The organism is Roseiflexus sp. RS-1 (assembly GCF_000016665.1).
Classification (GTDB): domain Bacteria; phylum Chloroflexota; class Chloroflexia; order Chloroflexales; family Roseiflexaceae; genus Roseiflexus.
Window position 1 is genome coordinate 4,190,552 of record NC_009523.1, and the last position, 22,916, is coordinate 4,213,467.

20 protein-coding genes are annotated in these 22,916 nt (G+C 60.5%); 9 read left to right on the forward strand and 11 right to left on the reverse strand.

Annotated elements, in window-relative coordinates:
* The first annotated feature begins 75 nt into the window (after positions 1–75).
* Positions 76–1,530: an aspartate ammonia-lyase gene (locus ROSERS_RS17185; protein WP_011958045.1), complete on the forward strand. Its 1,455-nt coding sequence runs from the start codon at positions 76–78 to the stop codon at positions 1,528–1,530.
* Between the two features lie 77 nt (positions 1,531–1,607).
* Positions 1,608–2,714, forward strand: coding sequence for an ArsA family ATPase (locus tag ROSERS_RS17190; protein ID WP_011958046.1), 1,107 nt, complete (start codon positions 1,608–1,610; stop codon positions 2,712–2,714).
* A 13-nt stretch (positions 2,715–2,727) separates the two neighbouring features.
* Here ROSERS_RS17190 and ROSERS_RS17195 read toward each other — a convergent pair whose 3' ends face one another.
* Complete coding sequence (locus ROSERS_RS17195) at positions 2,728–3,480, reverse strand: protein DA1 (RefSeq protein ID WP_232282649.1); 753 nt, start codon at positions 3,478–3,480, stop codon at positions 2,728–2,730.
* Between the two features lie 175 nt (positions 3,481–3,655).
* Between ROSERS_RS17195 and ROSERS_RS17200 the strand changes: the two genes are divergently transcribed.
* Entirely contained in the window at positions 3,656–4,441 is a 786-nt protein-coding gene (locus ROSERS_RS17200) for an SIR2 family NAD-dependent protein deacylase (RefSeq protein WP_011958048.1), read from the forward strand.
* Between the two features lie 14 nt (positions 4,442–4,455).
* A protein-coding gene (gene prfB, locus ROSERS_RS17205) for a peptide chain release factor 2 (protein WP_157041128.1) occupies positions 4,456–5,563 on the forward strand; the annotation gives its coding sequence in 2 pieces (ribosomal slippage) (positions 4,456–4,515 and positions 4,517–5,563; 1,107 coding nt in all).
* Positions 5,564–5,632: 69 nt separating this feature from the next.
* On the opposite strand, the gene ROSERS_RS17210 is transcribed toward prfB, so the two are convergent.
* From ROSERS_RS17210 to ROSERS_RS17260, 10 genes are all read right to left on the reverse strand, one after another.
* A complete protein-coding gene (locus ROSERS_RS17210) occupies positions 5,633–6,811 on the reverse strand; it encodes a pilus assembly protein TadG-related protein (protein ID WP_011958050.1) in 1,179 nt (392 codons plus the stop codon).
* Positions 6,808–7,206, reverse strand: a complete 399-nt coding sequence (locus ROSERS_RS17215; protein WP_157041129.1) for a TadE family protein — start codon at positions 7,204–7,206, stop codon at positions 6,808–6,810. The genes ROSERS_RS17210 and ROSERS_RS17215 overlap by 4 nt, the downstream gene beginning before the upstream one ends.
* Positions 7,207–7,509: 303 nt before the next feature.
* A complete protein-coding gene (locus ROSERS_RS25200) occupies positions 7,510–9,114 on the reverse strand; it encodes an Ig-like domain-containing protein (RefSeq protein ID WP_157041130.1) in 1,605 nt (534 codons plus the stop codon).
* 101 nt (positions 9,115–9,215) lie between these two features.
* Positions 9,216–10,505 carry a vWA domain-containing protein gene (locus tag ROSERS_RS17230; RefSeq protein ID WP_011958053.1) on the reverse strand — a complete coding sequence of 430 codons (1,290 nt, stop codon included), beginning with the start codon at positions 10,503–10,505 and terminating at the stop codon, positions 9,216–9,218.
* Positions 10,502–11,431, reverse strand: coding sequence for a type II secretion system F family protein (locus ROSERS_RS17235; protein WP_011958054.1), 930 nt, complete (start codon positions 11,429–11,431; stop codon positions 10,502–10,504). Before ROSERS_RS17235 ends, ROSERS_RS17230 begins: the two co-directional genes overlap by 4 nt.
* A complete protein-coding gene (locus tag ROSERS_RS17240; RefSeq protein WP_157041131.1) occupies positions 11,431–12,402 on the reverse strand; it encodes a type II secretion system F family protein in 972 nt (323 codons plus the stop codon). Before ROSERS_RS17240 ends, ROSERS_RS17235 begins: the two co-directional genes overlap by 1 nt.
* Before the next feature lie 13 nt (positions 12,403–12,415).
* Positions 12,416–13,831, reverse strand: a complete 1,416-nt coding sequence (locus ROSERS_RS17245; RefSeq protein WP_011958056.1) for a CpaF family protein — start codon at positions 13,829–13,831, stop codon at positions 12,416–12,418.
* A gap of 14 nt (positions 13,832–13,845) precedes the next feature.
* The gene (locus ROSERS_RS17250; RefSeq protein ID WP_011958057.1) at positions 13,846–15,105 is read right to left on the reverse strand and encodes an AAA family ATPase; all 1,260 of its coding nucleotides are present in this window, start codon (positions 15,103–15,105) and stop codon (positions 13,846–13,848) included.
* Positions 15,106–15,142: 37 nt separating this feature from the next.
* On the reverse strand, positions 15,143–15,925 hold the full coding sequence (gene cpaB, locus ROSERS_RS17255) for a Flp pilus assembly protein CpaB (protein WP_011958058.1): 783 nt from the start codon (positions 15,923–15,925) through the stop codon (positions 15,143–15,145).
* A 533-nt stretch (positions 15,926–16,458) separates the two neighbouring features.
* The gene (locus ROSERS_RS17260) at positions 16,459–16,827 is read right to left on the reverse strand and encodes a response regulator (protein ID WP_011958059.1); all 369 of its coding nucleotides are present in this window, start codon (positions 16,825–16,827) and stop codon (positions 16,459–16,461) included.
* 190 nt (positions 16,828–17,017) lie between these two features.
* Here ROSERS_RS17260 and ROSERS_RS17265 point away from each other — a divergent pair, with 190 nt between their 5' ends.
* The 5 genes from ROSERS_RS17265 (at position 17,018) to ROSERS_RS17285 (ending at position 22,737) form a co-directional block, all read left to right on the forward strand.
* Positions 17,018–18,223 (forward strand): sensor histidine kinase, encoded by a 1,206-nt coding sequence (locus ROSERS_RS17265; RefSeq protein WP_011958060.1) that lies wholly within the window; start codon positions 17,018–17,020, stop codon positions 18,221–18,223.
* Positions 18,224–18,258: 35 nt separating this feature from the next.
* Positions 18,259–19,110, forward strand: a complete 852-nt coding sequence (locus tag ROSERS_RS17270) for a response regulator (RefSeq protein WP_011958061.1) — start codon at positions 18,259–18,261, stop codon at positions 19,108–19,110.
* Between the two features lie 234 nt (positions 19,111–19,344).
* Entirely contained in the window at positions 19,345–19,650 is a 306-nt protein-coding gene (gene kaiB, locus ROSERS_RS17275) for a circadian clock protein KaiB (RefSeq protein ID WP_011958062.1), read from the forward strand.
* The gene (gene kaiC / locus ROSERS_RS17280) at positions 19,647–21,179 is read left to right on the forward strand and encodes a circadian clock protein KaiC (protein WP_011958063.1); all 1,533 of its coding nucleotides are present in this window, start codon (positions 19,647–19,649) and stop codon (positions 21,177–21,179) included. The genes kaiB and kaiC overlap by 4 nt, the downstream gene beginning before the upstream one ends.
* 76 nt (positions 21,180–21,255) lie before the next feature.
* Positions 21,256–22,737: an FAD-binding oxidoreductase gene (locus ROSERS_RS17285; protein ID WP_011958064.1), complete on the forward strand. Its 1,482-nt coding sequence runs from the start codon at positions 21,256–21,258 to the stop codon at positions 22,735–22,737.
* The last annotated feature ends 179 nt before the right edge of the window (positions 22,738–22,916 follow it).

Here is a 22,916-nt window from a genome sequence, read left to right on the forward strand (position 1 = left end):
AGCGCGTGACCAGGAGTGCGTTGAAATTGTGTTACCATAGCAGTGTGGACATCCCCAAAGGAGAGGAGGAAGCCAATGTCCGAAGCATTCCGCATCGAGAAGGACTCGCTCGGCGAAGTGAGGGTGCCAGCGAACGCACTCTATGGAGCACAAACGCAACGCGCCGTGATGAACTTTCCGGTCAGTGGCATGCGTCCATACCCGGCATTCGTCTGGGCGCAGGCGATGATCAAGCGCGCTGCGGCGGAAGTCAACCGCGACCTGGGACTGTTCAACGACGTCACGATTGGCGACCGCACCATCAGCGGGCGACAGATCGCCGATGCGATCATCCAGGCGGCGGACGAAGTGCTCGATGGGCAGCATGCCGACCAATTCGTCGTTGACCCCTTCCAGGCTGGCGCAGGCACCAGCCATAACATGAACCTTAACGAGGTGATTGCCAATCGCGCGAACCAGATCCTGGGCTTTGCGCTCGACGATCCGAAGAAGCCGGTCAGCCCGAACGACCACGTCAACATGGCGCAGAGCACCAACGACACTATTCCAACCGCTATCCGCCTTGGCTGCCTCTGGCGTCTCGACGAACTGCTTGCCGCTATTGATCGGCTTGCTGATGCGCTCGAAGCCAAGGCGCAGGAGTTCGATCCGATCGTCAAATCGGGACGTACCCACTTGCAGGATGCCGTACCGGTGCGATTGGGGCAGGAGTTTGGCGCGTATGCGCTGGCGGTGCGCAATGATCGTGAGCGGATCGAGAGCGCTGCCGACCGGTTGCGCCGGTTGGGTATTGGCGGCACAGCCGTGGGTAGTGGGTTGAATGCGCATCCCGAATACCACGGGCGAATGGTCAAACGCCTGTCGGAGTTGACCGGTCAGGAACTGCGCTCGGCGGGCAATCTGTTCGAGGCGATGCAGAGTATGGCGGATCCGGCGGATTTCTCAGCGTCATTGCGCACGCTGTGCATTACGCTGACCCGTATCGCCAATGATCTCCGTCTGCTTGCATCAGGACCAACGACCGGTCTGGATGAGATCCGACTGCCGGCGGTTCAACCCGGTTCGAGCATTATGCCCGGTAAAGTCAATCCGGTACTGGCGGAAATGCTGAACATGGCGTGCTTCCATGTGCAGGGATGCGATCTGACCGTTTCGCTTGCGGCGCAAGCCGGGCAACTCGAATTGAATGTGATGATGCCGATCATCGCCCACAACCTGTTCGAGATGATGCACGTCCTCATTGGCGCTATCAATGCCTTCACCGAGAAGTGCGTGGTTGGCATTACCGCCAACCCCGAAAAGGCGACCGGATGGCTGGCAAAGAATCCGATCCTGGTGACGGCGTTGAATCCGGTGATCGGATACCTCAACGGCGCTGCAGTCGCCAAAGAAGCGCTGGCAAGCGGCAAGACGATCAAGGAGGTGGTGGTCGAGAAGGGTCTCCTCTCACCGGAACAGGTCGATGAACTGCTCGATGTACGCGCCATGACCGAAGGCGGCATTATGGGCATCGGCGGCGGCGGCGGGTAAGCGCTGACGCATACGTGGATTGCAACGGGCGTATCTCCGCCACGCCTGTTGCCTGTAGGTACGAAGGACGTTCAACCGTGGCAAACATCCTGGTGTACACCGGTTCTCCTGGGATTGGCATCAGTGTGGCTGCGGCTGCAGAGGCGGCACGCGCCGCCGATGCTGGAAAGCGCACGCTGCTGTTTGCGTACCGGTCAACGGTGGGGCTGAGCGCGCTCCTCGGCGTTCCCGTCAGCAGCACACCAACCGACGTTGCGCCGCGTCTCGAGGCGATGGCGCTCGATACCCGCAGCGAACTTGCCGCTGCCTGGAATGAGACGCGCGCGACGTTGCCCCCGCCCTTCAGCGCCCTTGCCGGTGATGAATTGCCGCAACCGCCCGCCTCCGACGCTGCGTTCGCGCTGCTGCGCCTCCGTGAACTCGCTCCCAAATATGAGCGCATCGTTGTGGACGCAGGACCGCACCATGCTCTGATCGAGGCGCTCGGCGTTCCCGATAATCTGCGCTGGATTGCAAAGTGGCTCATCGGTCTCGATGGTCAACCGGCGCAGGGACCGTTGCTGCCGGGCATGCTGCTGCCGCCGGAGTTCACCAGCAATATGCGCCGTGTGCTCAACGAAGCGCAACGATTGCGCAGTCTGCTCGATGCGCCCGCAAGCAGCGTCTGTTACGTGTTACGCCCTGATGCCGCCGCGCTGGCAGAAGCGCGACTGGCAATCCCCGCCATTCAACTCCACGGCCTGGCAATCGGCGCCCTGGTCGTTGGTCCGCTGCTGCCAACCAACCCGGACGACGCGCGCCTGGCGCCGCTCGAACGGTTGCAGGCGGCGCTGGTTGACGAAGCCGCAGCGCTCTGGAGGACACGACCGCTGCTCAAACTCGACATCGGGGCGACCACCGGCGGTCATATGCCGTTGCTGCTTGCCGGACGGGCGATGGGGGATGCTGGCGCGGCAAACGTGCGCGCGCCAATCGGTAACGATTATCGCGGCGAAGCAGCGCTGACCGTTGAACTGCCCGGTCTGCCGCAGGGCGCGATTGGGTTGACGCTGAGCGGGGATGACCTGATTGTGCGGATCGGACCGTACCGGCGGTGTGTGCCGCTGCCGACCCGCCTGCGTGGAACCAGCGCGATCCGCGCTACCCGTGAGGGCGATCTGCTTATCGTGCGGCGACGAACGTAGTCGCCTGGTGAGATCATCGCACACCGGCGCGCCGCATGTACTCCAGCACACCCGCCGGACCGATCTGCGCTTCGAGCGCCAGCATGCGTTCGAGCAATGGACGGTAGGGGTGGTTCGACTCGCGCATGGCGGCGGCGGCTTTGTGGCTGCCCAGGTAGCCGAGGTGATGGTACGCCACCCATTCGGCAAATCCTTCGATCAGATCATGGTCGTTCAGGAGCGGGCAATTTTCACCCTGCCATGCGTGAGCGTATTCGTGCGCCACGACGGTGCGGAAGAGGAGTTTGGGCAAGCCGTAGAGCATATAGATGACCCGCAACCGACCGTGACGCTGGTACAGCCCCAGCGCTGGCGCTTCGCCTGGTTGCGGCGGCTTATCCTGCGCCCGCACTGCTGCCAGCGTCGGCGCATCTACCAACCGAAAGTCGACCCCAACCCGCAACGCCATCCCCAATTGCGCGACGATTGCCGCCACGGTTTCATTGAACAATTGTTGTGCAACCGACGGGTCGTAAATTGCCGTCGCGTGGCATGTTTCACACAACCGGCGACCATCGTGCAGCGTCCAATAGCGGTCGCCCAGCGGAGCGGAACAGACATCGCAGCGATCGCGCTCGCGAATGCAGCGCGCACAGTAGCGTTCACGTCGCCCGTGGATGAAGTAGTATCCGTCGATCAGCAGCGCCCCGCACGCTGCACAACGGAGCGCATCTGGAATATTGATCGAATGAGTCGTCACCTTCTGTGCCCCGGTATGCTCGTTCACACGTCTGACATCGTTCACCTGAAAGCGTACCACATGTTGCGAATATGTGGTATCATGATGGGTGAAACGTTATTCGTCTCTATCCTACCACTCGGGCATAACGCCAGACAACCAGCCAGCGCCTGATCATGCTGCCGGAGATGGCTGGCGTGTCTACATCGATGGTGTGCAGCGTATGGTGGAAACAGGTATAGATCAGGCAGCGATCAGGCACGCCGCCGATCTCCTCGGTCGTGCGCACAGCGCCGTTGCCATCACCGGCGCGGGCATCAGCACTCCCTCCGGCATCCCCGATTTTCGCGGTCCCGACGGCGCATGGAAGCATGTCGATCCGTCAGAAGTCGCGTCGTTGCACAACTTTCTGCGCAATCCGCGTGCATTTTACGACTGGTTCCGACCTTTGCTCGATCGTGTGCTGGCGGCTGCACCCAATGCGGCGCATTACGCCCTGGCAGCGCTCGAACAGCACCGGACGCTCAGAGCCATCATTACGCAGAACTTCGACGGGTTGCATCAGCGCGCCGGGTCGCGTGAAGTCTATGAACTGCACGGGCATCTGCGCACCGCCACATGCCTGGAGTGTGAGCGACAGATTCCGACCCAGGCGTTGTTGCCCAGGATCCGTCGTGGGGAACCGCCGCGTTGCTCCTGCGGTCATCCGCTCAAACCCGATGTGGTACTGTTCGACGAGATGCTGCCGCGTGGATTGTACTGGCTGGCGCGGCGCGCCGTCGAGCATGCCGATGTTATCATCGTCGCCGGAACATCGCTCGAGGTGTTCCCCGTCAACGACCTGCCCGCGCTGGGCTTGCGCCACGGTGCAAAATTGATTATCATCAACAATGGACCAACATATCTGGATGGGCGCGCCGAGGCGGTCATTCGCGGCGATGTGGCGATTGCGCTGCCAGAACTGGTGAGACAGACCACCGGTGCGCACCTTCTCGAACGATCACGATAAGTAAGGAGTGTTGTGTGACAACCACGGATCTGGAGGTCCTGCGGACGCGCTTCGACAGCGTTCGCGGGCGTCTTTGACCTGCCGACGAAACAACGTGAGATTGCCGCGCTCGAAGAGCGCGCTGCCGATCCTGATCTCTGGAACGATCCCCGCGAGGCGCAGACGATCATGCAGCGCCTGACCCGCCTGAAGGAAGAAGTTGAGCGCATCGAAGCGATTGATCGTCAATTGACGGCGCTTGCCGATCTGATCGAGCTCGCCGCAGCCGAAGACGACGACTCGCTTCAGGCGGACATCGCCGCCGAACTCAAGCGCACCGGCGAAGCCATCGAAGCCCTTGAGATCGAGGTGTTGCTCAACGGTCCCTACGACGACCGTGACGCATTCCTCTCGATCAAAGCCGGCACCGGCGGAACCGATGCGCAGGATTGGGCGGAAATGCTGCTGCGCATGTATATGCGCTGGGGCGAACGTCGCGGCTTTCAGGTGGCGCTGATCGATAAGAGCGAAGGGGAAGAAGCCGGGATCAAGAGCGCCACGATTGAACTGCGCGGTCCGTATGCCTACGGTAGCGCAAAAGCGGAAGCGGGCGTCCATCGCCTGATCCGCCTGTCACCGTTCAATGCAGGTAATACACGCCAGACGTCGTTCGCCATGGTCGAGGTGCTCCCCGAAGTGGACGATGCGCCGGAAGTCGTCATTCGACCGGAAGATATCCGCATCGATGTGTTTCGCTCGTCCGGTCATGGCGGGCAGGGGGTCAACACAACCGACTCGGCGGTGCGCATTACGTACAAGCCAGGAACGCCAGAGCAGATTGTGGTGACCTGTCAGAACGAACGCTCGCAGTTGCAGAACCGTGAAACTGCCATGCGCGTCCTGCGCGGTCGCCTGCTCGAACGCGAATTGCAGCGCAAACGCGAAGAGCGCGCCCGTCTGCGCGGCGAGTATCGCCAGGCGGACTTCGGCAACCAGATGCGCACCTATTACCTTCACCCCTACACACTGGTGAAGGATCATCGCACCGACCACGAGACCAGTGATGTGCATGCGGTGCTCGATGGCGATATCGACCCGTTCATCGAAGCGTATCTGCGCTGGAATGTCGGGCGTGACGCCTGATGATAACAGGAAGCGCCTCAGCAACAGGGACGGAATGCGACCGTCCCTGTTGCTGGTGCGGTAGATGCGCTACTCGCGCACCAGGTTGACGACGCACACCTCGCAGGGAGCGCCGCGTTCGACGTTGTTGTTGCTCCCCATCAACCCGCCGTTCGTCAGGTAGCGCGGGAGATAATCAACGGTGATCGTGCCACTGGCATAGTCGATGTCGGTCAGGCGGAGCGCCATAAAATATTCGATCACGTAAACCGGGCTCGCTCCTGACCACTGATCCGAGTCGGACGCTTCCGCCAGCACCGGCACAATGATCACTTGATTGAGGCGTGCATCGAGAAAACCGCCGCTCAGCAGCGTCGCGTTCAGCGAACTGGCGTATGGCTCGACGCCGATCAGATCCATCGCCAGCGCCACCTGATCGCCATCGCCGGCGATACGGGTGTTCACCTGCCGGTGCGCGCCAAAACACCACCACGATTTCAGTGTATCGGCTGGCGTTGCAGGGCAACTCGCCCCTGGACCCAATGACGGTGGCGTTGCTGAACCCATGCGCAGCGCAACAGCGCGCACCTGCCATCGTTTCACAAAGGTATCTGGATCGACCCAGTCGGGATGGTCTTCAGGCCGTTCCAGATACGGATACATGCCGTTCAAGAAATCGGTCCGGATCTGATCGTTCCGTTCTTCGAGAAAACCGCTCAGATCGACCAGCGCGCTGGTCGGGTTGCTGCGAAAGAACTCCGCCGCTTCCGGCAGCAACCCCATCGGCGCAATCAAGTCGCCGATCAGCATGCCGCCATTGCCGAAGCGCGCCGCTGAGACGCCACGCACAGTCAACGTTGGTTGCCCCAGAATGCCCATCAGATAGGTGTCGAATGTGTGTCGCACGACAATGCCGATGCCGCGTGCGTTGACTGGCGCCGGACTGCTGTCGACCGTTCCCATAGACTGACCGGCGCCGTTGACGTAGGTCAGTTCAAAGTCGGGATTATCGACGCCCAATTCGGCTTGCAGATAGGTGCGCACCGCATTGGTGATGGCAATGCCATTGACGCTCCCGCGATCAACGATCAGGGCGCGGGTGGCGATCAGCGCAGCGCCATCGGCGCTGTTCATCACATTGCGCCGCCAGGCGAACGCCAGCGCGCCATCGATCGCCAGCCCCGCAAATGCGATCAGCAAGAGGAGCGTCAGCGCCAGAACCGGGATCGCCTGCCCTGGCTGGAACTCCGTCCTTCGCAATCGTCTCACGAGCAACTCCCAAACTGTGGCACAGTTGTTCCGCTCCGCAGCGTGATCTGCGCCGCCGGAAGCACCGACGAGAACCAGAACTCATGGCGATACATCGCTTCCACGGTCGTATCCTGGCGTCCTGCAACGCATGCAGAGGTGGTAAAGGCGACAATCAGTCGTCCCGGTTCGCCAGCGCCGGGGAGCGCCTGCAAGCGCTCACGGATGTGGCGCTCCGCCATCGCTTCGTTCCCCGGATGCTGGGCGATAACGTATCCTCCCTCGGCGACAGCGCTGCGAAGCGCCATCTGGTTGCTGAACGCCAGCGCAAAATCGACCGTTCCGAGCAGCATGATGATCAGGATCGGGGCAATCACTGCAAATTCGATAATCGATTGCCCGGGTGTGCGTTTCATGGCGATCAGTCTCTCTTTCTCCATCCCGATGACCTCATTGGAACTCGTTGCGTGGAGACACCCACGGGGGTGCGCCCCGACCCTGAAACCCGTTGCGCGGGGACGCCCAGGCAATGAACATCACCTTCTCCCGCTCATGGTCAATATTCAACGTTTAACGCTCCCACCTTCTCACCTTCAACCTGCAACCTCTCTCACCTTCTCACCTTCAACCTGCAACTTCTCTCACCTTCAACCTGCAACCTCTCTCACCTTCTCACCTTCAACCTGCAACTTCTCTCACCTCTCGCCTCTCGCCCCGTTTCACGAACCACACGTCACCGCACCGTTCTGAACCGTGACTCGGCGACCATCCAGCCCCGGGTCAGGATATTCAGGACTGGTGACATCCGTTGTGACATCAAGGTTGTCGCGCGCTCGATAGGTATTGGCGATACAAATGACAATCACGCCATTGCTGTCACTGACACCGGTCCATGAGGTAACCGGTGATGCGCCAGACACCGTGATGTTGAAACTTACCCCCGGAACAGGTTGCCCCTGACTGTTGCGCACAATGATACGAATGCGCAGGTCTGCCAGTTCACCAGGCGGAGCATCAGGATCGATTCGTTTGGAACCAACGACCGAGTAGGTAATCGGCTGTGGCGTCGGGGTCACCGACGGCGACGGCGTGTTCGACGGCGTCGGTGTGTTCGTCGGCGTATTCGTGTGCGTTGGCGTATTCGTGCGTGTCGGCGTGTTCGACGGCGTTGGTGTGTTTGTGCGCGTCGGCGTATTCGTGCGCGTCGGCGTATTCGACGGCGTTGGTGTGTTTGTGCGCGTCGGCGTATTCGTGCGCGTCGGCGTGTTCGACGGCGTTGGTGTGTTTGTGCGCGTCGGCGTATTCGTGCGCGTCGGCGTATTCGTGCGCGTCGGCGTATTCGTGCGCGTCGGCGTGGGCGTGCGTGTTGGGCTGGGTGTCCGCGTATTGGACGGCGTCGGCGTGTTCGACGGCGTCAGGGTATTCGAGGGCGTCGGCGTGTTCGACGGCGTCAGGGTATTCGTCGGCGTGTTCGTGCGTGTCGGCGTATTCGTGCGCGTCGGCGTGTTCGTGCGCGTCGGGGTGTTCGACGGCGTCGGTGTATTCGTGCGTGTCGGCGTGTTTGTCGGTGTGTTCGACGGCGTCGGCGTATTTGTCGATGTCGGCGTATTCGAGGGCGTGGGCGTGCTCGACGGCGTCGGCGTATTTGTGCGTGTCGGTGTGCTCGACGGCGTCGGCGTATTCGTGGGGGTGCTCGTCATCGTTGGCGTATTTGTGCGCGTCGGTGTGTTCGTCGGCGTTGGCGTATTTGTCCGCGTCGGCGTGTTCGTCGGTGTGGACGTATTTGTCGGTGTTGCGGTATCCGTTGGGGTCGGCGTGTTCGAGGGCGTTGGCGTATCGGTTGGTGTGGGCGTAGGTGTCGGTGTTGCCCGCACGATCGATGCGATATCGCAGTCGGTGGTGATCGACCGTGAGGCAACAGCATCGATCTCAATCTGTGGAATGAATGCGCCAACGATCGGGTCGAGCGGTTCCAGCGCGTACTTCAGGGAAACGGTGACCGGATCGGTGTAGCGCCAGCGGAGATTTCCGTTCGCATCGGCGCTCCAGCTGATGCTGGGGGTGATGACGCTGGTATCGACAAATGCCACAATGCGCCCGCGCGTATCGGCAATGATGCGATCAATGTCGTTCTGGTTCGGGCAGGGACGCACAGCGGCGCTCCGGGCGCCTTCGCTGGCTGCGTTGTGCAACTGAACGTAGACGAACAGCATGTAGCCAAGTTCGATCACGCCCAGAATGAGGAGCAGGAGCAGCGGCAGAATGATCGAAAACTCCACCACGCTCTGCGCCTGTCGTCGTCCGGTTGTCCCTCGAAGTGGCATGATGTCCTCATTACAAAGTCTTATCTTCGTTCGTCGGGATACCGCGCCCCCGTTTGAGCGGTTACGCACGGACGCCGGGCATAGAACGGGCGTCCGCCGTTTCACGGCGCTACGTCATCACCCGCGATGATGCTGGCGCGCAACGCCCCCTGTTCATCACGCAGTTCGACAAATGTGGTGTGTCCACTTTCAACAAAGACTGTCTCAAAGGTTATCGCAGCATCACCGCTGATTTCAACACGATAGGCGCCGGGTGGCAGGGTAACCGTGTTCCCGATCCGTCCCTGGTAGACCTGGTTTCCCTGACTGTCGATCACACGGTAAGTCAGCGCAACCGCCTGTTCGAGGGCATCGGCGAGTTGCACGGCATTCGCAGCATCGAAGTACGCCCCTCCGCCATACGCGGCTATTCCTTCCAGGCGCCGGCGCCACTCTTCCTGTTCGATATTGAACCCAATCACACTCACCCGCAAACGGGGATTGGCGGTGTGCAGCGCTGCCGCCGTTGCAACCGGGTCGCCGCCACAGGTTTCATCACCGTCGCTGACCAGCACGATCAGCACCTCGCCATCGACGCCAGCCAGGTCTCGCGCCATATCTTCCAGCGACTGCGCTATAGGAGTGCGTCCACCGTTGACCGGTCGAATAGCGTTGATGCGGTTGATCAGATCGGCGCGCTGGATGGGGGCAGGCGCCTGAACGAGTTCGGTATCGCTGCAATCGTCGGCGCGCCGATGACCGTAGGTGCGCAATGCAACATTCGTGGTTGCCGGCAGACGTTCAACCAGCGCAATCAGCGCCTGGCGAGCGATCACCGTCTTGGGCGCACCATCGATGCGCGCCAGCATACTGCCGGAAGCGTCCAGAATGATTGCCAGGTTTCGGGTGGCGCCGGGTAATCGCTCTCCCGACGCCATGCGCACTCCCAGCGTTCCAGGCAGGACCACAGATGCCGCTGGCGTTGCAGTTGGGCGCACCGGGATTGGCGTGGCGGTCGGCGCAGGGGTCGGCGTTCTGGTAGGGGCAATGGTTGGAAAGCCGATGCTGAGCATGATCGGTTGCGCCGCACTGCCGACGCTCGATGGGTCGATTCGACCGATCAGCGCGATAATGACCGCCGCAACGATCAATGTCAGCGCGGTCAACCCGCCGATCAGCGCTGCACGCGGCGGATGTGGACGTGGCGGCGCCAATGCTGGAGGTACGCCCACCTGCTCGATCTCCAGTTTCAACTGCGCATCGGCGATAAGCGCATCAACATCCGGGTAGGCGCGCGACAGCGCGCGCACCTGCGATAGAGCGGCGATTGCCTCTTCCCAGCGCGCTTCGCGCATCCACGCCATACCCTGTTCATACAACCGATCGGTTTCCGGTGTTCGTTCTGTGTTCATACGCCACCAAATGCTTCCAGCAGTTGCGGCACTGCCGGACCCAATAGCACGGCAAAAATTGCCGGAAAGATGAGAAAGACGAGCGGAAACATCATCTTGACCGGCGCCTGATTGGCGCGTTCCTGGGCGCGCTGCCGCCGACGCGTGCGCATCTCGTCAGCCTGCACTGTCAGGACGCGACCAATGCTGATACCGAGCGCCTCCGCCTGCTTGACCGCCGAGACGAAACTGGCAATGTCCGACACGCCAGTTCGTTCCGCCATATCGGTCAACGCCTGACGACGCGGCACCCCCATCGACATATCCCGCAACACCCGACTGAACTCCCGCGCCAGTTCGTTCGTCCATTTGGACGTAATCTCCTGCATTGCGCTCTCGAAACTGAGACCGGCGGCAGAGGCGATCGCCAGCAGATCAAGCGCATCGGGCAGCGCATTGAGCAACTCGGTCTGGCGCTGCCGGATCCTGCGCGATAGCCAGACATCGGGGAGAAAGAAGGCGCAGAACCCGATCCCGCCGAGCAGGAGCAGGTTGAAGAATGTCGGCGCTGCGCCAGCCATCCAACCGAAAGCGCCCGCAACCAGTGTGACCAGCACCAGGACGATCCCTTTCGCGCCAACAAAATCGGCGGCAGTGACGCCCCACGGGTACCCCGCCATTGCCAGACGCAACCGCAACGCTTCGTAGCGATTCTGCGGCAAGAGCCATGCAAATGCGCGTGCAGCCCGTTTCAGCAGCGGAATGACCACACGCTCGGCAAACGGCTTCGTTGCCTCCAGCGATGGTGTGGGATTCATCTTCTCGACCGTCGGGCTGAGGTAGGCGTCGAGGCGTTCGCCAACGGTCACATCGCGACGCACAGTCGTCAGACCTGCAACCACCAGAAGAATGGCAAGCGCGGTTATGATGCCAGGGATAAGCAACATCAGATCCTCACATCAACAATCTTCCGAATGATGAGGAAACCGACGACCGACGAGATGAACGCGCCGATCGGAATGCAGAGGATCAATCCCGGTTGAAACAGGCGCATCATGTACGTCGGGTTGATGGTGAAGATGATCAGCGCCAGCGCGAAAGGCAACGCACCGATGACGTAACTCGAAATGCGTTGCATCGACGTAATCACGCGCACTTCACGTCGCAGTTTGGCGCGCTCGCGCATGGTCGTGCTGATATTCTCAAGAATCTGCCCCAGATTGCCGCCAACGCGGGCATGAATCTTGATCGCCGTCACCACCAGATCGAGGTCGGCGCTCTCCATCCGCTGCACCAGATTATCGAGCGCCTGGGTGACGCTGAGACCCAGTTGCACTTCTTGAAACACCCGCCGCAGTTCTGTGCGGGTCGGTTCCTGCACATCGCTGGCGACGCTGGCGAGCGATTGGACCAGACTGAAGCCGCCGCGCATCGACGCCGTGATCAGGTCGAGCGTTTCGGGCAGCTGGTCGTTGAACTCCTGTTTGCGACGCTGGCGCCGCATCCGCATCCAGAACGAACATCCCAGATGTCCGGCAATCAGCGCCGCCGGGACGACGATCACCTGACGCCAGATCAGCAGCGCCAGCGCCGTGATGATCAGCGGAACAGCAATGCGCATCAGCATATATTCCGGCACTGTCAGCGGTAGACTGGCGGCGGCGAGATCGTGCTCAATCCTGGCGGCAAAACTCTGCCGTTTGATGACGTCGTTGAGTCGCTCGGCAATGCGCTGATCGTTCAGGGTTGCACCGCGTGCGACGTCGTCTCCGCCCAGGTAGGCGCTGATCCGGCTATCGACGCCGGTATCGCGCGTTGCCAGGCTGCGCGCTGCGAACAGCAGCGTCAGGCTCGCCAGGCTCGCCAGCAGCGCGGCGCCGATGGGCAGCGCAAATTCGAGCGATACAGGCACATCCATCGTTCCATTCCCTCTAGCGAACGCCTGGAATAACATTGCCAAACACCTGGGGCGACAACGTGATGTTCATCTGCTGCAACTTCTCGAGGAAGCGCGGGCGAATACCTGTCGGCACGATTCGACCGACGACCCTGCCGTCACGCACGCCCTGTTGCTGGAACACGAACAGATCGGAGAGCGAGACGACATCATTCTCCATGCCAGTCACTTCACAGACCTGCACGATCTTGCGTGAGCCGTCCTGGAGACGTTCAAGTTGAATGATGATATTGATCGCCGAAGCGATCTGTTCGCGGATCGCGCGCAGCGGCAGGTCCATCCCCGCCATCATGACCATCGTCTCCATGCGGCGCAGCGCATCACGCGGACTGTTGGCGTGCAGCGTCGTCATCGAACCGTCGTGACCGGTGTTCATTGCCTGAAGCATATCGAGCGCCTCACCCGCGCGACACTCGCCGACGATAATCCGATCCGGGCGCATACGCAGGGCATTCACGACCAGATCACGCAGCGTCACCTCGCCGCGCCCTTCGATATTGGCGGGACGTGACTCGAGCGTCACGACATGACGCTGTTGTAGTTGCAGTTCGGCAGCGTTTTCGATGGTGATGATGCGCTCATCGTCGGGGATGAACGATGAGAGCACATTGAGCATGGTGGTCTTGCCGGTGCCGGTGCCGCCGGAAATGATGCAGTTGAGCCGTCCCAGCACACATGCTCGCAGCAGGTCCATCAACTCTGGCGACGCAGCGCCACGCGCCACCAGATCGGCAGCGGTGAGCGGAACACGCGAGAACTTGCGGATCGTGATCGTGCTGCCATTGAGCGCCAGCGGCGGAATGATGGCGTTGACGCGCGACCCGTCCGGCAGACGCGCGTCGACCATCGGCGTCGTCTCATCGCACCGACGACCGAGCGGTGAGATAATGCGATCAATGATGCGCCGCACATGGTCTTCGTCGATAAAACGGGCGTCGGTTTCCTGCAATTTGCCGTTGCGCTCGACCCAGATCTGGTATGGACCGTTGACCATGATCTCGCTAATCGTATCGTCGGCGAGCAACGGTTCGAGTGGACCGAGTCCAAGCAGTTCGGACTGCGCCAGGCGGATCAGACGCATGCGTTCCCGTTCGGAAACTACGCGACCGCTCCTGTCGAGGTGCTCGGTCACCAGTTCCGCGATACGGCGCGCGTAGTACTCCGGTTCACGGCGCCCGCTCGTATCAGTCTCATCGATCAACTTTGACTGAACCACTTCGATCAGATCGCGTTCATCGCGATCGGCATCGTGTGCGGTCGGAGGAACCGACGACCGCGCTACGACCGGTCGCACCGGCTCAATCGGCGGGCGCGGTTCATCGACGGGGGTGGCGTTGGGCGCCTGGTGTGCATTGCTGGCGCCGCTTCGCGAGAAACGAAACCGGTTCATAGCAGAGCGTTCCTCTATGTTTCACGTCGCGCAAAACCAAACAAACCACGGCGTTCGATCAGCGCCGCCAACCCTTTCGAGCGCGACCGGGACGGCGCAAGCGTCAGCGTGGCAACCTGCTCGCCGGCGACGTGCGCCGCGAGTTTCAGCAGGCTTTGCCCGATCCAACTCTCCGGGTGCGACAGAACGATCGGAATGCCCCGGTTGACACTATGCGTCACCAGGCGCCCTTCGCTGGGGATATTGGCGCTGATGGGATAGCGGAGATGCTGTTTGACATCGTCGAGTGCGATGCCGTCGACGCTGGGGAAGCGATTGATCACCAGCGTTATCTTGCCGCGCGTCAGACCCTCGCGCTGGATGAACTCCAGGAACCGCTTGACATTCTTGAGCGATGGCACTTCCGGCGTCGTCACCACCAGCGTTTCGTCTGCCTTGCCGACCAGCGTCGCGGTCACGTCGTCGAGGAATGACCATGTATCGGCAACCACGTACTCGTAGCGATCGAGCAACGCATCGATCAGGCGACCGATCTGCCCGCCGCCGATATCGCCAGCCGCGTCAGGCGTATTGGGCGCCAGCAATACATGCGTACCGGACGTATGTTGCTGGACGACCGAACCGATCATTGCGTCATCGATGTCGTCGAGATGATCGATCAGATCGACCAGCGTATGCCGCGACCAGAGGTTCAAATGAACGCCAGCATCGCCAAACTGAAGGCAGCAATCGGCGAGCAACACCCGACCGGCGCTCACCTGGCGTAATCCGACCGCCAGGTTGGCGGCAATCATCGTCGTGCCAGAACCGCCCTTGGGTGAAATAACCACCACCAGTTTTCCGCGCACCTGCGGACGATTGCTGTCGAGCGTCGCCAGTACGCGCGTGCGGCGGTCGGCTTCGGTTTCGAGCAATGCGCGGATACTCTGAATGAGTTCCGCATACTGCAACGGGCGCCCCAGCACATCCCGCGCACCAACCGCCACGAGCCGCCGCAGTGTTGCCGTATCGACACGCGCAACCACCGCGATACAGATCGTCGTGGGCAGGGTGGTGAACACATGGCGCACCAACTGTTCCGCCTGATCGAGATCACGATCGACAATGACCAGATCGGGGCGCGTTTGCCGGATCAACTCGAACCCGGCGGTCGTCGCCGCAACCCGATCAACGCGCGCGATCTGCGGTTCGGCAGCCAGACGACCGATCCATTCCTGATCCAGTCGCTCTGGAACGGTGACGACAATGACATTGATGCGGACGTTGTTTGCCACAGGTGTTGTTCCTTGTTATGCATGACGAGCATGGCGGTTACCGCATATAGCGCTGGATCAACTCCGGCAGATTGAGCGGTTCGGTGGTAAACGGCTCTGTATCCAGCGGCGAGCGCAGCGCAAAATCGATCGTGCCGCCGGTGTCCTTGATATGTTTCAGGATGATCGCGTCTTCAGGGCGCATTGCGCAGAGGAGAGCGGTAGCTGGCGTTTTGGTCTCACCCTCGCGCGGCGCCTGGCGCAGCACTTTGAGCACCTGCACATTCTGCAGGGTGAGAGCGGTCGTCGGCGCTGTCGCCTGATCGGGCGCGGGCGCAGCCGACGCATCGAGCGGCGTGTTCAACGTCAGGTACAGGTCGATGCGATCACCATCCTCGATCAGGTTGCTCTGACCGAGCAGATCAACGATGGGAAACGCAAAGAGCACATAGCCAGGAGGAATCTCCTGACTGACCGACTCGCCGCGCTCACCGACGAACATGCTCCGCTGAAATGGGTCCCCCTGACCAACCGCACGCGCCAGAACGCGACTCTCGATCTGAGTTGTTTCGGTCAGCGCATTGACCGGGACGAGATCGACGGGAAAATCCTTCAGAAGGATGTCGTCGGGTCCGATGGCATTGCCAGGAGTAAGCGAGCGGGCCGCCACCGGCAGTTTGATCGTCGGGACCTGCGGCGCCTGCTGCGCCAGCACCTCGCGCCGCGCCTGTTCTGCGGCTGCAACCGATTGCTGCTGCAGAACAACGTAGACCAGCGCTCCGGCCCCGATTGCAAGCAGCACTCCCAGGGTGAGCAATATCCAACCACTGCGGCGTGTCACTGCAAGCCTCCTTCACAAGATTGAATCATTTGAGCATATTCTGGTGAATATATCGCCGTAGCGCCTGAAAGGTTATGGAAATGCGTTGACATCCTGTTAAGACGCCTGAAAAGGGGTTATGGCGCGCAGAAGACGCCTCATTTCGAGGGAGAAACTGAGGAAACCGGCTTCTAAGAAGGTATCAGCGACTGCCGGATATGTACAGATATTCACAAAAACGAGCGGATAGAGCGTCAGGGGGATGATTTTTTGATCAGTTCAACGTCAAAAACGAGGTATCATCGTAGACAAAGATCTTTCCTGAAGTCTGTAGTACGAAAAAGACATTCTATCGTACTATTATTGGTCAAAAGTGCCATTGTAGTAATCAAAGCCATTTCCAGCGTTTGGGACGGCTTCAGCGCTTCTGGCGTATCGGTCCCAAACGTGCTTGAGATAATAAAGAACAACGAACTGCGGCATAGAGAGCAATGAGCAGCGGAAGAATGAGGTTCAACTCAGGAACGACACGTTCCCGCCCACCCACTGAGTCATCAATTCAGCATCGTCTGGATCAGGCCCAGCACCTGCTCGATATCGAACGGCTTCTGAATGATGACGGCGCCTTCGGCTTCGAGGTCGGCAAACCAGGGTTTCCGATTCAGGGCGGTTATAATAAAAATCGGGATGCCATCCTCCTGGAGTTGATCCTTCATGCGCTGGAAGGCTTCGACGCCATCCATCTGCGGCATCATAATGTCACAGATTACCAGGTTCGGGCGCAGGGACACAAGTTTTGCGACCCCCTCCTGACCATCGCTGGCGACTTCGACACGATACCCTGCCTCACGCAACGCAATCTCCAGTACGGTTTGCATCGCCGGATCATCGTCAATAACCAGAATGGTGGGCTGTTCATCCATGAGCATTTCCTGCTGATCGTGCTGAGCAAAGGAACGACTCCGGTCAGGCGGCGTGGGAGTGAAGGTACGACGAAGCGACCAACCCGACGACAGGCGCGCCTATTATAGCACGAAGCGCAGCGCCGTCTGGTAGATGTTGGTATAATAGAGCAGTCGTGCACGCGCCCATCTACCCACATAGAGTTGACCCATGATTGTTTCGATATGCGACGATACGCCTGAAACCATTGCCTGCCAGGGCGTCCTCGATGCAATCAATGCCCAGATTGCAGTGCTTGACCGGCATGGGGTCATCGTCGCGGCGAACCGGGCATGGTTGCGTTCGGTTGCGGCGAAGAGCGATGATCACCTGTTCCGGATTGGCACGAACTACCGCGACGCCTGGAACGACGACCGGAGCATCTTTGCCAGGGTAGCGCGGGAAGCGCCGGAGGGCATCGCGGCGGTGCTGCGCGGCGAGTGCGCCTGTTTCACGTACGAATACCGCCGCGAGACGGACGATGGCGAACGCTGGTTTCGCCTGGAAGCGACAGCGCTGAAACAGGGCGGGGCGGTGTTGACCAACACCGACATTACTGCGCACCAGGTTCAAGCTCTACTGACCCGCTTGCGCGAACAGAACCAGCGTCTTCAGAGTCGGATGCGGCGGCGGCAGCGGCTCACCCGCGCTCCGCGGCAATCGCTGCGGCTGCTCATCGAACAGACAACACGCCTGGCGCGCGCCAATGCCGAATTGCAGCAATTTACCTCGGTTGTCTCGCACGAACTGCGCGAACCGTTGCGCATGGTCACCGGTTTTCTGGATCTGCTCCAGCGCCGGTATGGTGATCAACTCGATGAACACGCTCGTGAGTATGTTTCTTTCGCATATGACGGCGCCGCGCGGATGCAATCGCTCATCGAAAAACTGCTGGCATATGCCCGTCTCGATCAGCATCGTCCGGATATACGCCCCGTCGATTGCAACGATGTGCTGGCGCGCGCCATCGGCATGTTGCAGATTGCTATCGATGAACATCAGGCGGAGATCACCTTCGATCCGCTGCCGACGGTGGCAGGCGATGATGTCGAACTCGGACTGGTCTTCCGCAACCTGCTCAGCAATGCCATCAAGTTCCACGGCGACGAGCGACCGCGCATCCATATCGGGGCGCAACGCCAGAAGAATGAGTGGCTCTTCACCGTGCGCGATCACGGGATCGGCATTGCTGCGGAAGATACCAGACGCATCTTTGATATGTTCGTTCGCACCCATAGCCGCAGCCGGTTTCCCGGCAACGGCATCGGGCTGGCGATCTGCCGCAAGGTGATCACCCGCCATGGGGGGCGGATCTGGGTCGAACGTCCGGCGGATGGCGGGTCGCTGTTCTGCTTTACGTTGCCGGCGCTGTCGTAGCGTCCGGTTGCGTGAGCATCGTCGGGGTTGGAGATATGCGCACAGGAACCGATACACCGCTAGAAGTCCTGCTGGTCGAGGACAACCCCGGCGACGCGCGACTGGCTGCCGAGGCGTTCGCTTCGGCGCGGATCGGCACGTTCACGCTCACCCGTGCCGAACGGTTGACAGAAGCGCTCGAACTCTTGCAGCAACGCTCGTTCGACGCAATCGTGCTCGATCTTTCGTTGCCAGACAGCAGCGGGCTGGATACCCTACAGCGCGTCCTGCACCACGCCCCTGATATACCGGTCGTCGTGTTGACCATGCTGAGCGACGAATTGCTGGGGGTTCAGGCGGTGAATGCTGGCGCGCAGGACTACCTGCAGAAGGATGGGTGCGTGCATGAATCACTGGCGCGCTCGGTGCGCTACGCTGTCGAGCGTCAGCGCTTGCTGCGCGAACTCCAGCACGCCCGTCAGCAAGAACAACTGGCGCGCAACGCGCATGAGATTGCCGCCGTCGAACAACTGTCGCACGATACGCGCACCTCGGTGACGGCGCAACTGTACAGCGCGCTGCCACTGCGCGACGCGCAACCGGATCTGTTCTCAGAATTGGTGGCGCAGTACGGGCACATCCTTGATCAGCGCCTGGAACAGCGCGCCTACAAAATCGAGACGAACACATCCGATACCCTGCGCGAGATTGCGAATCAACTCGGCTTTCTTCGCGCCGGTCCGCGCGATGTGGTTGATGTCCACACGCACGCCATTCGCCAGCGGGTGCGGGGTGCAAGTGTGATGCGCATGCAGGCGTATGTCGAGGAGGGACGACTGCTCGTGCTCGAATTGATGGGATACCTGGTATCGTACTATCGCGCCTATGCGCTTGGCGGTATCCATTGATCGATCTATGACTTCACTGCAAAAACGCACCGCCGAGACGCCGGGCGCGCAGAGAACTTCAAACATATGCGCAGCGAAGCGTGAGGCGTTAGAGCGACTCGCTCTGGCATCGTCCGCTGCGAACGCTGCGCCGCTGCGGTGACCTGCCCTTTTTGCAGTGGACTTACCTATGATACCATATTATAGCTGTGGCGGCAGATGTACATCAGGACCGTTCAAAGGGGAAGCGAACCGATGACGAGTAAATTTGTCCTCAAGCTCTACGTCACCGGTCAGACGCCGCGCACCGAGCGGGCGATCCAGAACCTGCGACGAATCTGCGAGCAGAATCTTGGCAGTCAGTATCAGTTGTTCGTGATTGACGTGCTGGAACAACCGCACCTCGCCGAGCAAGAGCGGATCCTGGCGACGCCGACGCTGATCAAGGAACTGCCGCCGCCAGTCCGGCGCATTATTGGTGATCTTTCCGATACGCTCAAAGTGCTGCAAGGTTTGGATCTGCCAGTCCATCCCTCGAGCACAGGAGGAACGCAGGAGTGAGTCTAAATCTGCGCCAACCAGCCATCGAAAAACTGCCAACCGGCATCAGTGGCTTCGACCTGATCGCCAACGGCGGGATTCCCGCCGGTCGAACCACGCTCGTCTCCGGTACCGCTGGCAGTGCCAAAACGGTCTTTGCCGCCCAGTTTCTCGCCGAAGGCATTCGCAAATATGGCGAGCACGGGGTGTTTGTCACCTTCGAAGAACCACCCTCGGATATCCGCCGCAACATGGAATCCCTCGGATGGGATATTGCAACGTGGGAGAGCGAGGGGAAGTGGGCATTTGTGGACGCATCGCCCCAACCCGGCGAGGAAATGCTCTTCGCCGGCAACTATGATCTCGGCGCGCTGCTGGCGCGGATCGAAAATGCGGTTCGTCGCATCGGCGCCAGACGCCTGTCGATGGACTCGCTCGGCGCAATTTTCACGCAATTCGCCGATAGCGCCGTTGTGCGTCGTGAACTGTTCCGCGTCGTCTCGGCGCTGAAGCGCCTGGGGGTCACCGCTATCATGACCGGTGAACGCACTCAGGAGTATGGCGATATTGCGCGCTACGGCGTCGAAGAGTTCGTGGCGGATAATGTCATTATTCTGCGCAACGTGCTGGAGGACGAAAAGCGCCGCCGCACTATCGAGATACTGAAGTTTCGCGGTACGTCGCACCAGAAAGGGGAGTTCCCATTCACAATCATCTCTGGTGAAGGGATGGTGGTGATACCGCTCTCCGCGATCGAACTCAAACAGCGCTCGTCCGATATTCGCGTGACCTCCGGCAACCCCGAACTCGACCGCATGTGCGGTGGAGGTTTCTTCCGTGACTCGATCCTGCTCGTGTCGGGTGCGACGGGCACCGGCAAGACGCTGATGACCACCGAGTTCATGGCAGGCGGGGTCAGGCGGGGTGAGCGCTGCCTGTTGTTTGCGTTCGAGGAGAGTCGCGAGCAGTTGTTCCGCAACGCCACTGGCTGGGGCATCGATTTCGAGCAGATGGAACGGGATGGGTTGCTGCGCGTCGTCTGTGAGTATCCCGAAACTGCCGGGCTTGAGGATCATCTGATCGCAATGAAAAAGTTGATCCAGGAGTTCCGCCCCAATCGCGTGGCGGTCGATAGTCTCTCCGCACTCGAACGCGTCTCGACCATCCGTGGCTTCCGTGAGTTTGTGATCAGTCTCACGTCGTTTATCAAGCATCAGGAAATTGCCGGTCTGTTTACGGCAACCACCCCTAGTTTGATGGGGGGAGAGTCGGTGACGGAGACCCATATCTCAACGTTGACCGACTCGATCATCCTGCTGCGCTATGTCGAGATGTTCGGCGAGATGCGCCGCGGGTTGACGGTGCTGAAGATGCGCGGCTCGATGCACGATAAGGATATTCGCGAGTTTACCATCGATAACCGGGGCATGCACATCGGTCGCCCGTTCCGCCAGGTGACCGGCATTCTGTCTGGCAATCCGATCCATATCGCGCCTGGCGAGATCGACCGGATGAACCAGTTGTTCAATGATGACGAGCCGCAGACGTGAGATGGGCAGTCAACGATATTCGTAACCCTGCAAGCCTGACGGTGGGACAGCCCCTGCGCATACCACGGAGATTGCCATGAATCGCACCGATGTGTTGACCGACCTGCGACGTGTCGTTGGACCGCGCGCCGTCATCGATGACGCTGCCACGCTGCTGACCTATGAGGCGGATGGGTGTGTACTGGATACGCATCCGCCCAACGTTGTCGTGCTGCCGGCAACAACCGAGGAAACTGCGGCAGTCGTGCAGATCGCCAACCGCGCCGGGATGCCGATCGTACCGCGCGGTGCAGGCACCGGTCTGTCTGGCGGCGCGACGCCGATCCACGGCGGGATTGTGATCTCGACGGCGCGGATGGAACGGGTGCTGGAAGTGGATGTGCGCAATCGACGGGCACGGGTGCAACCGGGGGTGATCAACTGGGAACTGTCGCAGTACCTGGGACAGTACGGGTATGCGTTCATGCCCGACCCATCCTCCCAGAAGGCGTGCACCATCGGCGGCAACATTGCCAACAATAGTGGCGGACCACACTGCCTCAAGTATGGACTGACGACCAACCACGTCCTGGCGCTGCGCGTGGTGCTGCCCGATGGCAGTGTGATCTGGACGGGTGACGGGCGGCAGGATGGCATCGGCTATGACCTGGCAGGTGTGTTGACCGGCAGCGAGGGAACGTGCGGCATCATTACCGAGGCATGGGTGCGAATGACGCGCCTGCCGGAAGCGTTGCGCGTGGTGCTGGCGCTGTTCCCGGACATTCCATCGGCGTCACAGACGGTTTCGACGGTTATTGCGCGCGGGTTTCTGCCAGCTGCGCTGGAAATGATGGATCACCTGGCGATCCGCGCTGTGAACGGCATGTATCGCCTGGGATTGCCTGAGAGCGCCGGAGCGGCGCTGCTGATCGAACTTGACGGCGTCAACGATGGGCTGGACGACCTGCTCGCCGAAATTACCGGCATCTGCCGCGATCTCGGCGCGATGGAGGTGCGTCCGGCGAAAACCGCTGCTGAACAGGCGCAGGTCTGGGCTGCGCGCAAAAATGCATTTGGCGCTATGGGACGCCTGGCACCAACGTACTACCTGGTCGATACGGTTGTGCCGCGCACGCGCCTGCCGGCGACGCTGGCACGCGTCGGTGAGGTGTCGCGCGATTACCGCCTGCCGATTGCGAATGTCTTTCATGCGGGCGATGGCAACCTGCATCCGCTCATTCTGTTCGACCGACGCGACAAGGGGCAACTCGAACGTGCGCTTCTTGCCGCTACCGACATTCTGCGCGAGTCGATCAATCAGGGCGGAGTGATCAGCGGCGAGCACGGGATTGGCGTCGAAAAGCGCGATTACATGGATCTGCTGTTTACCACCGACGATCTGGCAGCGATGGCCGGTCTGAAGCGCAGTTTCGATCCGCGTGAAATCTTCAATCCCGGCAAGATTTTCCCGAAAGGGGTCGGATGCGGCGAACTGGCTGCACTGCGCCGACGTGGCTTGCCAGCCGCTGAACTGATCGGCGCAGACACGGGCAGCGTGTCGTCAGGAACGTGGTTGTGAGAGGTGAGGTTGAACGTTGCAGGTTGAACGTGGCAGGTTGAACGTGGCAGGTTGAACGTGGCAGGTTGAACGTGGCAGGTTGAACGTGGCAGGTTGAACGTTCGGGGGTGCGAATTCAGGTTGACAGTGGGAACGTGCAAAGGTACGTAGAGGCGTTGCACGGCAACATCTGCGCGGTA